This is a genomic window from Shewanella sp. W3-18-1 (genome assembly GCF_000015185.1).
Lineage (GTDB): Bacteria > Pseudomonadota > Gammaproteobacteria > Enterobacterales > Shewanellaceae > Shewanella > Shewanella putrefaciens.
On the sequence record NC_008750.1, the window covers coordinates 1,558,576 to 1,572,674 of the forward strand.

Annotated in this window: 11 protein-coding genes; 6 read left to right on the top strand and 5 right to left on the bottom strand. The window is 40.6% G+C overall.

All coding sequences use genetic code 11. The features are described 5' to 3' along the window. Nucleotides 1–64: 64 nt before the first annotated feature. Nucleotides 65–3,142, bottom strand: a complete 3,078-nt coding sequence (locus SPUTW3181_RS07115) for an efflux RND transporter permease subunit (protein WP_011788720.1) — start codon at nt 3,140–3,142, stop codon at nt 65–67. Continuing rightward, nucleotides 3,142–4,254 carry an efflux RND transporter periplasmic adaptor subunit gene (locus SPUTW3181_RS07120; RefSeq protein ID WP_011788721.1) on the bottom strand — a complete coding sequence of 371 codons (1,113 nt, stop codon included), beginning with the start codon at nt 4,252–4,254 and terminating at the stop codon, nt 3,142–3,144. Before SPUTW3181_RS07120 ends, SPUTW3181_RS07115 begins: the two co-directional genes overlap by 1 nt. Before the next feature lie 138 nt (nt 4,255–4,392). Here SPUTW3181_RS07120 and SPUTW3181_RS07125 point away from each other — a divergent pair, with 138 nt between their 5' ends. Together SPUTW3181_RS07125 and SPUTW3181_RS07130 are read left to right on the top strand one after the other, a co-directional pair. Then, nucleotides 4,393–5,022: a TetR/AcrR family transcriptional regulator gene (locus SPUTW3181_RS07125; protein ID WP_011788722.1), complete on the top strand. Its 630-nt coding sequence runs from the start codon at nt 4,393–4,395 to the stop codon at nt 5,020–5,022. A gap of 117 nt (nt 5,023–5,139) precedes the next feature. After that, complete coding sequence (locus SPUTW3181_RS07130) at nt 5,140–6,084, top strand: DUF6268 family outer membrane beta-barrel protein (RefSeq protein ID WP_011788723.1); 945 nt, start codon at nt 5,140–5,142, stop codon at nt 6,082–6,084. Nucleotides 6,085–6,102: 18 nt separating this feature from the next. On the opposite strand, the gene SPUTW3181_RS07135 is transcribed toward SPUTW3181_RS07130, so the two are convergent. The 3 genes from SPUTW3181_RS07135 to SPUTW3181_RS07145 all read right to left on the bottom strand — a co-directional run bounded on the left by SPUTW3181_RS07135 (nt 6,103) and on the right by SPUTW3181_RS07145 (nt 9,762). Beyond that, the gene (locus SPUTW3181_RS07135; protein WP_011788724.1) at nt 6,103–6,663 is read right to left on the bottom strand and encodes a chalcone isomerase family protein; all 561 of its coding nucleotides are present in this window, start codon (nt 6,661–6,663) and stop codon (nt 6,103–6,105) included. A 38-nt stretch (nt 6,664–6,701) separates the two neighbouring features. Next, nucleotides 6,702–7,181, bottom strand: coding sequence for a DUF2947 domain-containing protein (locus SPUTW3181_RS07140; RefSeq protein ID WP_011788725.1), 480 nt, complete (start codon nt 7,179–7,181; stop codon nt 6,702–6,704). Between the two features lie 115 nt (nt 7,182–7,296). Then, complete coding sequence (locus SPUTW3181_RS07145) at nt 7,297–9,762, bottom strand: 6-hydroxymethylpterin diphosphokinase MptE-like protein (protein ID WP_011788726.1); 2,466 nt, start codon at nt 9,760–9,762, stop codon at nt 7,297–7,299. Between the two features lie 380 nt (nt 9,763–10,142). On the opposite strand from SPUTW3181_RS07145, the gene pseB reads away from it, so the two are divergent. From pseB to pseG, 4 genes are read left to right on the top strand one after another with little or no spacing between them, the layout of a single operon-like run. Then, nucleotides 10,143–11,138, top strand: coding sequence for a UDP-N-acetylglucosamine 4,6-dehydratase (inverting) (gene pseB, locus SPUTW3181_RS07150; protein ID WP_011788727.1), 996 nt, complete (start codon nt 10,143–10,145; stop codon nt 11,136–11,138). Next, nucleotides 11,135–12,283, top strand: coding sequence for a UDP-4-amino-4,6-dideoxy-N-acetyl-beta-L-altrosamine transaminase (gene pseC / locus SPUTW3181_RS07155; RefSeq protein WP_011788728.1), 1,149 nt, complete (start codon nt 11,135–11,137; stop codon nt 12,281–12,283). Before pseB ends, pseC begins: the two co-directional genes overlap by 4 nt. Then, nucleotides 12,280–12,984, top strand: coding sequence for a pseudaminic acid cytidylyltransferase (gene pseF, locus SPUTW3181_RS07160; RefSeq protein WP_011788729.1), 705 nt, complete (start codon nt 12,280–12,282; stop codon nt 12,982–12,984). Before pseC ends, pseF begins: the two co-directional genes overlap by 4 nt. Next, on the top strand, nt 12,981–14,096 hold the full coding sequence (gene pseG / locus SPUTW3181_RS07165) for a UDP-2,4-diacetamido-2,4,6-trideoxy-beta-L-altropyranose hydrolase (RefSeq protein WP_011788730.1): 1,116 nt from the start codon (nt 12,981–12,983) through the stop codon (nt 14,094–14,096). Before pseF ends, pseG begins: the two co-directional genes overlap by 4 nt. Nucleotides 14,097–14,099 lie beyond the last annotated feature (3 nt).

Below are 14,099 nucleotides of genomic sequence, written 5' to 3' on the forward strand. Positions count from 1 at the left end.
TCAAATCCTGATTGAATTAATCTACCTATTAATGGGTAAATAAAGCCATATCAAAACGATAGTGTTAATGCTCCTGCGCGTTGGCGTATCTATCAGTTTTCAGTTGTCGAGTATTCATTAGAAGTAAATACATTGTGGGTACCCAGACGAGTGATAGCAAGGTTGTTAGGAGTGTGCCACCCGCAATCGCAATAGCGAAGGGGGGCCAAAATCCACCACCTGCAATAATTAAGGGAATAAATCCACCTACCGTGGTAACCGTTGTTGAACCTATATGACGACCACAGCTACTCACCGTAGTGATAATGACATCTTTATCTCCAAGCCTTGCCGCTGGTATCTCTTCGAGCTCAGCCAAGATCACTATGGCAGCGTTTATTGCGAGTCCCATTAGCCCCAATAAACCAATAATGACAGGGAAACCAAAGGGATAGCCAAAAACAAACACGGCTAATAAGCCTAAACCAGCCGATTGCATAGCGCTTAGTAGAATAATGGCGGTGAGCCTAAAAGAGTTAAATGACAGCACTACGGTTGCTAATAGCAAGGTCACTACTAACATAACACTCGATAGTAAATTGCCTACAGCCTCATTACGTTTTGCACTTTCACCACCAATTTCAATGCGATAACCTGAAGGTAAGGTGAGTTGTGCTATTTTATCTTTGACATCATTGAGCACTTGAGCGGGCAAAACACCGCTGACGATATAGGTTTCAATCGTATTTACCCTTTGGCCATTACGCCTTGGAATGGCTCCGCGGCTAACGTGTATCTCACTATGGGAGAGTGCTGAAAGCGATACCGTCTCTCCAGAGGGAGAAACTAATTGAATTTCTGATAGGCGATTGACTTGCTCGCGATTTTCATCGCTCAAGCGAACTCTTATTGGCAAGGATTCTGTTTGCTCGAGTATGCTTCCACCAATGACACCTGTGGTCGACATTTGAATTTGCTTTGCAATCTCCGTTAGGCTTAAACCACTCATTAAGCTCGCATCTTCATTCACTTCTAACCATACCTTTGGTGCGCCAGCACTTAAGGTTGCACGGGTATGAAGTACATCAGGGGTCTTTGAGAGGATAAGGCGAATTTCATCTCCAATGGCTCGTAACGTATCAAGATTAGAGCCGAAGATCATCAGTTCCACTGGCGCATTGAAAGGTGGGCCTTGCTCTAATTTTCGGACTAAGACCTGCACCTCTGGAAAAGCGGAGTCCAATTGTTGCTGTAACTCAGGGATCAAGGCGTTAGCACGCTTAAAATCGGTCACTTTCACCATGGCCTGTGCATAATTGGCCGCACCTTGCTGGCGCTGAGTTAAGTTATAGTAAAAGGAGGGACTATTACCCCCAACAACCCAATCCACTTGGGTAATGCCATTAATACTTCGTAATGTATTATCGATTAATTGTACTTGATTGAGTGTATTTTCAAGGCTGACATGAGGAGCAAGGTAAATCTCAATCTGGAACATATCTCTGTCTGATGGGGGAAAAAATTGCTCCGTCATTTTACCTGAAGCATAGAAGCCCAGTGCTGGAATAACGCCTATTGCAATGGCACTTATTATGGGTCTGTTAAGTGCAAATCGTAAGCTAGCTTGGAAATAATGACTCAAGAGGGGCATACGGATCCCATGTTGGTACCAAGCATCATGTTTACCATCGATACTGAAGCGTCCCGCTAAGCCTGCAATTAAGGTATGGGAAATAAGGTATGAACCCAGCAATGCAAATATCACTGACATGGCAATACCGCCTACAAACTCACCCGCAGCTCCTGGCATTAAGACAATAGGGGCAAAGGCCAATATAGTGGTAATAGTCGAGCCAGCTAATGGCAGCCAAAGATGATGCAAGGTTTTACTGACCGCCGCTAGCCGGCTCATTCCCTGTTGGCGGCGCTGGGCTATGGCATCGACTATCACAATGGCGTTATCCACCATGATCCCAAGGGCTACGACCAGACCTGTCACTGACATTTGGTGTATAGGGAGGTTGATATATTTCATACAAGCTAATGTAAATAGCGCTGTTAAGGGTAAAGATATCGCTACAATAATGGCATTTCTTACGCCAAGGGTGAGTAGCAGCACTAATAAAATGATAATAAACCCTTGAAGTAGGTTGATGACAAGATCACCAAGACGCACGCTGGTGTAACTATTTTGCTCGAACAACCATTGTATGGTGATATTTGCTGGTACATCGCGGCTGAGTTCGTCGACCACCTTATTAACTTGAGCTTGCCAAAGATCAACTCGAGTATTATCGAGCATCCGTACTGCAACTAATACGCTTTGCTTACCATCAACTAACGCTATGCTGTCGGCTGGTGTTTGAGATTGGCGAGTTACAGTCGCAATATCCCCAAGGCGAATAATTTGCCCTTGAGTGTCAATTTTTAGTGGTACTTGGCGAATACGGGTTTGTGAGTCAAGTTCACCCGATACTTCAACCAAGGCGCGAAATGTAGTGTTATTAATTTCTCCAGCGGAAATTTTACTATCAGCATTAGTTAATATTTGGGCAACTGTAGAGGGCGTGAGCTGTAACTGGCTCATTTGGCTACCGTTGAGTTGAACTAAAATTTCTTCGGTGGGTGCGCCGTAGAGTTTGACAAAATCCGTACCCGGTAAAAGCCGCAAGCGACTTTGCAGTTCCTTGGCGTAGCGGTTCAAGATGTCTGCTCGAATTGGGGTATCAGCATTCCATACTAAGCTTAAAATGGCAGTATAAGCATAACCAATCTGGTCATCTAAGGTGGGTGTTTGAATGCCATTGGGTAGATTGGCCTTTGCATCGGCTAATAAATCACGCGCCCGTGACCATACTGGTGCTGTTTCCATCACGGTATCTTTTAGTTCTAATTGAATAACTGACACCCCTGGCCTTGAAGTCGATTGAATGAGCTTAATTTCCTCTAATCGTCTAAGCTGATTTTCTATTACTTCAGTGACTAAGGCTTCAACTCTTTCAGCAGAAGCGCCGGGATAGGAGGTGATCACGGAAGCAAAACGGTTGGTAATATGGGGATCTTCCGTACGGGGTAGACTCGATATCGCGCCTAAACCCGCAACGATAAGGAGAGCGATCACGAGACTGACTAAACGACCATTTTCGACAAAGGCTTTGATCATTATTGCCTCGTACCAGAAAGGATTACAGGGGATACGGCTTGACCCACAACTAATTTTTGTAGCCCTTGGCTAACATAGTGTTCATTTTCTTGTATTGCCCCTTGGATATAAGCCATATCTTGGGTCGTGTAGATAATTTCCACATCGCGGCGTTCAATCTTTGCTTCGGCCTTGTCTGATGTGACTATGTAGATATTCCAGAGACCGCGAATACCATCGGTTAGTGCTGAAATCGGCACCCAATAACCCGCTTGAGTCACGTGTTGTTGTTGATGTAAATACACTATTTCACCATTAATAACACTTGATTCTTTTGGTAGGCTAATGCGTAACTGTAAGGTGCGGCTGATTGGATTGACCTCTGCACTAATACCCGCAATTGTGGCGGTAAAATGTTGACCTTTTACACTAACATTAACCTGTTTTCCGTGACTAAATTGATCCGCAATATCCACAGGAATACCAATGTACGCCTCTGGATTCATATGGCCCACTAAGGTAAATACAGGGCTTCCGGTGGATACCACTTCCCCTAGACTATGAAGACGTTGGCTTATCGAACCATCAAATGGCGCTAATAACTGTGATTTATCAAGTTTTAGTCGATTCGCGTGTTGAGAGGCCATCAGCCGCTGTTTAGCCGATTCTAAACTAACTAATTGACTACGATTTTCATCGAGTAATTGTTCTGACACATAACCTGACTTTTTAAGCTCAAGATTACGTTTTAGGGTACTACTTGCAAGATCTACATCGGCTTGAGTTTGTGCAAGGCTTGCTTGTATCTCTTGGCGCTCAGCCTCGAGTAGGTGCGTATCTAATTTCGCAAGGGCTTGGCCTTGTACGACCTTAGTTCCGCTATCGACATAGAGTTCGCTCAATTTACCTGATAGTTCAAATCCTATACCCGTAGTATTACCCGCACGTATTGTACCTGTGAATATTTGCTCACGTTGATAGCTCGATGTGAACACTAGCGGCATTGTGACCACTTTTTGTAATGAGGCTGAGTTGGCATGCTCTGTGACTTCTCTTTGGCAGGCACTTAATACCACTAAGGCAAATACGCTGATAGCACTAGCGCGCCAAAAGCGTCGGGCAGCTCGATTCATTTCAGTCCATCCATTGTGGGTTTTACGTTAACTCTATGTAACTAGACTTGTTAGTCTAGATGTGTAGAACTAGACTGTCTAGTCTATTTTGTGTTTAACTAATACATATTTATCGTGTCAATAAATGAGAGTGTTGATATGACGCAGCCTACAGAGATGCAATTACCTTTGAGCCGAAGTGAGCAAAAAAGGCAGCAAGTCCTTGTCGCAGCAATTGATTTATTTTGCCGCCAAGGTTTTCCTCACACCAGTATGGATGAGGTTGCTAAACTTGCAGGAGTCTCAAAACAAACCGTGTATTCCCATTACGGCAGTAAAGATGAATTATTTGTTGCAGCAATAGAATCTAAATGTGTAGGCCATAATCTGCATGATGATTTACTTAATGATCCAAGTCAGCCAGAAGCTGCCCTGACTCAATTTGCACTGCAGTTTGGCGAGATGATAGTGAGTCCGGAAGCTATCACCGTATTTAAAGCTTGTGTGGCTCAATCAGAGAGTCATCCTGAAGTCTCACGACTATTTTTTGAAGCAGGGCCACAGCAGATAGTGGGCATATTGGCGGATTATTTACTGGCGGTCGAAGCGCTGGGGAGGTATAAGTTTGGCAATGCCCATCAAAGTGCGGTGCGTCTGTGTTTGATGCTGTTTGGCGAGTTAAAACTTAGGCTAGAATTGGGGCTTGAGACTGAAGGACTCATGTTAGAGCGAGAGGAATATATTCACGGCTGTGCCGATATGTTTTTAAGGGCGTACCGTGTTGGCTGATGTTTTTCAATGTAATGTGTTTCAATTTGTTACATTATGCTCAGCATCTAAATTTTCTATTAGATAAAGCGTATTATTCGCCAAATTTATCTACGTTTTATATCTCAAGGGGTCAGTGTGGCAAATCTAAGTCATCTACAAAGAAGCTCGATTATTGCAGCGTTTAAAAGAAGTTTGCTGCTCCTTCCTATGTTAACGAGTGTTGCTATAGGGGCGGAAGACACGGCTCCAGAGCGAAAACCGTTTAAATTAAGTATTGCCCAAGTCAGCACTCAAAGTGCAGAGGTGTCGGATAGCAATACCGAGCTACAACGGGATACTTTATTACTTAACGCAGGAGTAAATGTTCCTTTAAACAGACAGTGGTCAGTCGGTATTAATTTTGGATACGACAGGCTGGATTACGATTGGCGCAATATCAATTTGACAGGAGCAAACAATGTTTCATCATTGTTTGGGGCAGATGGACAGGCTTGGGATGATATCAATCGTTATCGTGCTGGTGTGTCTTTAACTTACCGTTTAGATAAGCATTGGGCATTTTTTTTAGCGCCGCAGCTCGAATATGCCTATGCAGATACGGCATCCTTTAACCATGCTCAGAGTTATGGTGTCGTGGCTTCTGCAATGTATGTGTTTGATTTTGGCAACATGATAGGTTTTGGGGTGGCTTATCTCAATGATATTGATGAAGTTCGCACCGTTCCATATCTTGCGATGCGATGGCAGATAAATGACAATTGGGCACTTGCTAATCCTTTTAAAGCCGGTTTTAGTGGTCCTGCAGGATTAGAGCTAAGTTATCAATTTAATTCCGATTGGAATATTGGATTTGGTAGTTCGAAGCGTACCGAAAGATTCTTAATCGAAGACGATGATACTGCAGTGGAAATTAACGAATGGGTGGGGTATGTCCGCGGTGGTTGGCAAGCTACGCCTGCAGTATCTGTTAATCTTTATGCTGGTTACTATTTTAATGGCGAGCTAGAAGTGACGCGTCAAGCTGCTGTTGATATGGATAACCAAGGCGCAGCCGCCTTGGATATTGAATTTAAATTTTAATTCCGTTTATTCATCTAGCTATTGGCCCAGCATTGCTGCTTTAAGGCTTTTCTGGGCAGGTTTATCACCAAGCCAAATTTTTAGTAATGCCTGACGGAACATTTCACCTTTGATGGTGGCTTGTTCCTGATCATTCTTATAGGCTGCCACGCCTTGCTCTTTGCTTGTCAGCAGTGTGAATTGGTCGCCTTCTTTTATGTCTTCATTAAACAATGCCATAAAAGTATCGATTTGTGCCTGAATATCCGTGGTGTTATCCGCCGTCGCCTGCTCAAAACCTTCTGTAATAGCTTCACGCATTTTATCTGAGGTGATCATGCTTGACGTAATATTGAGACGAATGGCTGCTACTGGCGCATCAATTACTGCGTTAGTTGTGGATAAAGGTGCTGGCACATAGAGGCTACCAACATATAAATCCATAAAAAACTTGCTACGAACACCGGCACCATTGAGTACTAAAGAGACATTTTCTAGCGTGATAGTGTCAGCCACTTGTACACCAGAGATATCTTTTGCCATTGAGATATTAGGTAAAAGTAGCATTGTTAGTAAGGTAAAGGTAGAGAGTAACTTCATAATACACCTCTTATCATATTGTTTTAGTTATGGTTATCTTAACCGCGAACGCCTAGTTTATATTGACCATTTTGTTCGAACATTACCGCTTGTTTTTGTTTTGGTGATATAAGGATTGGGCCATCATCAAAAAATAAAAAACACTTCCAATTCCGCACAAAAACATCCCATCGAGTTTCTATAACTTGGTATTTTTCATAGCAAAAAAAGACTGGGGTCTCATCAGGCCATTGAATGAACTCGGCCAACATGACAGGTAAATCACTATCTTCACTATCCCAAACACCTTGCCAGTGATCGGTTTTTGTCCAAGCATTGGCTTTGGCAGCCCAATCACCTTTAGTGAATTGCTCAGCACAACTACTTTTATTGCTAATCCATTGATTCCATACATCCATCGCACTTTTATCCGTCAATGGTAGGATATAAGCCTTGTCTTCGGCGGTTACTGGTAAATCTTTGTGGTTGAAAATCCACTTACGGCGGTAGGTTTCTAAAGGTATATAGGTATAGGCCAAAAAAGTCTCCTAAATATGGTGAAAAGCCAATAATTTGAATGCTGTTGATTATACGGATTATAGGATATTTATGAAATGGCCGAACCCATGGCGTTGGGTTCGGCCAATATTAGGGCTAAAGTGGTGGCGTCATTAATTGTGTGAGTTCAGTTAAATAGTGTTGTGCAACTTGATTCGTAGGATCAGCATTTACTGCATTAGAAAATGCGGTATGAGCTGGTTCTATCTGGTTAATTTCAACCATAAACAATCCAAGTTTGACCCATGTTTGTGTATCTGAAGGATACTTCTCTAGGTAGTCGAGGTAAATATTGATCGACTCTTGGACTTTCCCTTGTAGTTTCAAAATATACGCATATTGTGGCATATATTCATCACTATGAGCCAAAATTTTGACAAGTGTTGATGATGCAAGCTCTAAATCTCTTTGCTTTAATGCGAGTAAAATAATTTGTTTTAACTCCATCTCTGTATAGAGGTGTTCAGGCAGTGCCAATAGAACCTTTAAGGCTTGCTCAGGCTGTTGTTCTAGGTTTAACTTGAATGATAAAGCTAAATGATACAATCTGTTAGCTTCTGGATTAGTATCAATTATCGACTTTAAATTATCGACAATAAGCGTGAGACCTTGATGATGTTGTGACTGGTTTAGTCGTATGATTTTGGTATAAACACGTTCCATTGAGGAGCCTGCTGTTAACTTGTCAACATAGGTTTGTCTAACCTCAGTAAGACTTTTTTGATATAGCTCATGAATCTCTAGCAATAATGATTGTTCATCTACACTAAATACTCGTGTTTTGTGCATATTTTGCCAAATAATGCCTCTACCCGGCTGACCTTCATTTTTCCACTTTGACGCTAAGTCTGATAATGGAGTATCGCCTAGTTCATTTAACCTAAATTGTATTTTATTACAGGCATTTTCAACTAAATTTAAAATATTCGAGCAGCTAGAGGATAGTGCATCATAGTATCTTTTCGTCATTTCATTTATATGCGACTGAGACCAGGTTTCAGTTTCTCGTGTCGTTAAAAAATGGGAGAACTCAAAATAACCATAAAATTTAGCTAGCTTTGCTAGTTCTGAATATTTTTTGTTTATTTTGTATTCTATTTTATTTATCTCATCAAGTACATTCGCTGATGATTTTGAATTTAATGTTAGGTTGGTAGACAACACTTGTGCTTTTTTTGATAATGAAAGCAGCTTGGTTAATTCATCTTTAGTTTTAATACATTTTTTTTGTATATATAATAGATCTTTTTTAATATCACTCGATGACCAATCAATATTATCTATTTTTTTTGAACCAAATATATCTAATGTGATCGCTTGTGGGGCAATGTGAGATATCCCTTGGATTTTAGCTGCGTTACTACATAAATTAAACATTTCAACTTGAGGATTGTTTTTTGCTTCTTGTTCGAGAGCTTCCATAGCATGTTTTAGCTGTATTAATGTTTCAGCTTGATAACCTGCATAGGTCTCAACCCATATAGTGTTATGACCTAATCTAGGCCCAAGACTCGCTTCAATAGTCCCACTTGCATGACTATAACCAGACTTTGAATAGCAAAAATCAACTCCACTAAGCAATATCTTGCTAAACCCCATTTCAATAGCTAGCCGCACTGAACTATTAGTAACCGTTGGCCCAACAGTGATAATGTTATCGTGATCTATATCACTTTCCCACGGTAAGCGTTGGCCCATATAAAGGGACTTTCCTGGCCATTGGGATAAAATTTTTGGGCTAACATGATATGAATTGACAAATAGTGTTTCATTAGTTAAATCAAACATACCACGACTGACATCGAAGCTGACCTCTTGTGGATCAACACTGACAACGATATCAGGAGTAATACCATAATTAACTAATCTTCCTGCAATTCGAGAGACTGAAAATATAAATAAATCTTTTTGATTTTCTTTAATCCAGTCAATGTTATCATCCAAAGATGGACCTCCGGCGATAACGATACTTGTTTTGCCATTAAATTTATTTCTCAATAATTTTGCTTGGCTATGGTTGTCTGGAATGTTATTTAGTTGTGTTTGGATAAATATTTTTTGAGTGAAATTTATTTGATTTTCGAAGTGTTCACTTTGCAGTCTAGATTCAACAGTATTTAATAAGATGTTGTAATCTTCAATGTGTTTAGCTGCTACTGCAAGTGATGAGTATATACTGTATTCTGTTTTTGCTATAAATAACTTTATATCTTCTAGTTTGAATATTTCATCAAATTGTGATTCATCGATAATGATAAGTTTTTTTTGTAACTCAGTTGGAATATCAATGACTAATAGTGGTAATACTGAAGATAACTCGACTATAATAAATTTACTACCATCAGGAATGCCTTCTTCTAATATGTAATTCGCTAATAACCCAGAATCCATACCAACAATGATATTAAGCCTGTCTTTTTGAGAAAAAGCCTTTTTAAACTTACCATCATAGATGGTTTTGGAGTCAAGTCCTTCAAAGGTAGAGCGATTTATGCTGGGTAAGTAGTACTCGTTGAAGCGACTTATTGCAAAGTTATTCAATATGTTGGTTTGTAGTTGCATATTTTCCTCGATTGGGGAACAACTTGAACGTAGACTTTAAGTGCCATAACGATAAATGCCACTTGATTGCAGTTTTTCGACAATGCAATTTATGTTCCAGCGCATTTTTGACGGTGTAGACGGTGTAAAGCCAAAGTGTTTAGGTTGAAAAAATTTTTTAAATGATGAGTTTGTTATGAGTGTAGCAATAAGTCTATAAAAAATATTTTATTTGTGCTTTTTTATAATACTATCACTTGTTTGTATGGTACTTTTGCTCTTGATTATTTCAATATGAATTTATGGCGTGGATTTTGTATGGTATGGCGCTACATTGACAAATTGACTTATCGTTGTCACAAGTTGCGAATTGAAGATCTCAATAGTGGGCGGGAAACTCTATGTTTGATAACAAAACAATTTTGATTACCGGTGGCACTGGGTCATTTGGACAAAAATACACCAAAACCATTTTACAACGTTATAAACCGAAGCGGTTGATCATTTTTTCCCGTGATGAACTAAAACAATATGAAATGCAACAGGTTTTTAACGCCCCTTGTATGCGTTATTTTATTGGTGATGTGCGTGACGCTGATAGGCTGCAGCAGGCATTTAATGATGTAGATTTTGTGATCCATGCAGCTGCCCTTAAGCAGGTTCCCGCTGCTGAGTATAATCCCATGGAATGTATTAAAACCAATATCCATGGCGCGGAAAATGTGATAAGGGCAGCCATTAGTAATAATGTCAAAAAAGTTATTGCGTTATCAACCGATAAAGCGGCTAGTCCAATTAATCTATATGGCGCCACAAAATTGGCATCTGATAAGCTATTTGTAGCCGCTAACAATATTGTTGGTTCAGGGAAAACACGCTTTGCAGCAGTTAGGTATGGTAATGTCGTTGGCTCGCGAGGCTCGGTTGTGCCTTTCTTTAAACAACTGATCGCCAATGGGGCGACTTCGCTGCCCATTACGCATCCCGATATGACACGTTTTTGGATTACATTACAAGATGGTGTTGATTTTGTTTTGAAAAACTTTGCTCGAATGCAAGGTGGTGAAATTTTCGTGCCTAAAATTCCTTCTATTCGTATCACTGATCTTGCCGCAGCCTATGGGCCGAATTTGGAGCAACAGATTGTAGGTATTCGTCCGGGTGAGAAAATGCATGAGGTGATGTGCCCTGGAGATGACTCACACCATACCATTGAGTTTGCTGACCATTTTGTGATAACGCCAAGTATCAAGTTTTTTAGTCGTGAAAACGACTATACAAAAAACTTGTTGAATGAAAAGGGTCAAGCAGTTTCACAAGGATTTGAATACCACTCGGGTAACAATCCACATTTTTTAAGTATTGATGAAATACTAAAACTGGATTCAATATCATGATTCTTTATGGAAAACAGGATATAAATCAAGTTGATATTGATGCAGTTATTAATGTGCTGCAGTCTGGCTTCCTTACTCAGGGACCAAAAGTTACTGAATTTGAGCAAGCAATCTCTGAATATGTCGGTGCTAATTATAGTGTTGCAGTCAACAGTGCTACTTCGGCATTACATATCGCTTGTTTAGCCTTAGGTGTTGTGAGCAATGATTTGGTATGGACGACGCCCATTACCTTTGTTGCCTCGGCAAACTGTGCCCTTTATTGCGGTGCAGAGATTGATTTTGTTGATGTTGAACCTGCGACGGGAAATATGTCGTCTTCGGCCTTATCTGCAAAGTTGCTCTTGGCTAATGCAAATGGTCGGTTACCAAAAGTGATCATCGCTGTGCATATGGCGGGACATTCTTGCAATATGCAAGCTATTGCGCAGTTGGCTAAACAGTATGGCATTAAAGTGATTGAGGATGCCTCCCATGGCATTGGAGGATCTTACCAATCAAAAAAAATTGGAGCTTGCCAATATAGCGATATTACAATTTTTAGTTTTCATCCGGTAAAAATAATTACCACGGCTGAAGGCGGGGTTGCTACAACAAACAGTAAACCTATTGCTGACGCAATGGAAATGTATCGAAGCCATGGTATTACTAAAGATCCTGCCTTAATGGAAAGGCCGCAAGAGGGCGACTGGTATTATGAGCAGCACCATTTAGGTTTCAATTATCGGATGACGGATCTGCAAGCTGCTCTCGGAGTGTCTCAATTAACTCGGATAAACGAGTTTGTGGAAAAACGTAATATATTAGCTGCAATATATCGTAGTCAACTTACTGACTTACCTATCAATATTGTTGAACCAATAGAACAATCCTACAGTGCAAGGCATTTGTTTATCATTAGGTTATTACAACCTGATAAACGTAAAGCGATTTTTGACGCAATGCGTGCTCAAGGCATTCAAGTGCATGTGCATTATTTTCCTGTTCATCTTCAACCTTACTATCAGAAACTCGGGTTTAGTGTTGGACAATTTCCTGAGGCTGAGCGTTTCTATCGGTCGATACTGACGTTGCCTTTATATCCTAATCTTACTGCTGAGCAGATTGGTTATATCTGTGACAACTTAAGGGAATTGTTGATATGAGAGTGGCGATTATTCCCGCACGAGGAGGAAGCAAGCGTATTGCGCATAAAAATATTCGCAATTTTAATGGTAAGCCAATGATTTCGTATCCTATCACTGCTGCTATACGTAGTGGGTGCTTTGATAAAGTGATTGTATCGACAGACTCGATGGAAATTGCCACTATTGCTAAGTCTTTTGGTGCTGAAATTCCTTTTATGCGTCCGACAGAACTAGCTGATGATTTTGTAGGGACAACTCCTGTTGTACGTCATGCACTTAATGAGTTAGTTTCTTTAGGCCATATGGTGGATATTTGTTGTTGTATTTACGCAACGACTCCTTTACTTCAATACTCGTTTTTACGAGAGGCTGGTGAGTTACTAGAATCGACACCCAATCTTGATTATGTGTTCTCAGCTTGCCGTTTTTCATTCCCTATCCAAAGGGCTTTGCTGTTAGATGCTAATGGTGGAGTATTACCCTTTGATAACAAAAGTATTAGTCAACGATCGCAAGATTTAGTTGAGACATATCATGATGCTGGTCAGTTCTACTGGGGGAGAGCTAGTGCTTTTTTGAATGAGGAAACTCGAGTGTTTGGTGCTCGGTCTCGAATGAAACTCTTGCCCAATTATATGGTTGCAGATATTGATACCTTAGAGGATTGGGAACGCGCCGAGGTGTTATACGATGTATTGAAAAAGCAAGGAAAGTTATGAAATTGGCCATTCGTGTTGATGCTTCTATTAGAATCGGTATTGGCCATGTTACCCGTTGCTTAGCGTTCGCGAACGCGTTAAAGAAAACCTTCCTTAATCTGGATATTACCTTTCTTTGTCGAAATGCACTTGGCAATATGAATGCCCACATACGTGCACAAGGATACCGTGTTTGTGAGTTAGATATAAATGAGGTTGATTTGGCATTTACTGGTAGAGAACTACCTGTAAATTGTCAGCAGAATGAGGCTGATATCTGTATTAAACAACTTGAAAGTAATAAGTATCATCTACTCATTGTCGATCATTATGGGTTAAGTGAGTCTTTTTGCCGCAAGATGCGACTTAAATGCGAGCAAATCATGGTGATTGATGACTTAGCAAATCGTAAACACGATTGTGATTTACTGCTTGATCAAAATTTATTGCCTGAATTCAGTAATCGGTATCAGGATTTAGTCAACAAAGAGACTTTGTTATTGTTAGGCCCTAAATATGCCTTATTAAGGGATGAGTTTTATTTGGAATACCATCCTATTTTGTTCGAAAAAGTACCAAATATTTTAATTTTTTTTGGTGGAAGTGACTCCGCAAATGTCACTCGAACTGCGTTGTTGGGGCTGACTCGGGTTTTAAAACCAGAATTCAAAGCTCAAGATTTTAATATTGATGTTGTTCTGGGGGCCTCGAATCCCTGGAAAGAAAGTCTATTTGCGGAATTTGCAGATTGTCAGAACCTAAAGTGGCATGTGCACTGCGATTATATTGCAAAGTTGATGGTAAATGCGACCTTATCACTCGGCGCGGGCGGGAGTAGCCATTGGGAGCGTTGTATCACTGGAGTACCTTCAGTTGTTATCACAGTTGCCGATAACCAGATTGCAACAACCCAATACCTTGCTTCATTAGGAGCTTGTCTCTTTCTTGGGGACGTTAAGGATGTCACTTCTGAGGAGATTGCTCTAGCGGTTAACAGGCTCTTAGAGTCATTAGAATTACGTCAACAATTATCGAATAATGCGCGACACATCATCAAGCCTAACGATGGTTTGCCCAGAGTTTTAGATGTCTTAAAAACACATTTGGCTACAACAGGTATGGGAGAAAGTTAAATC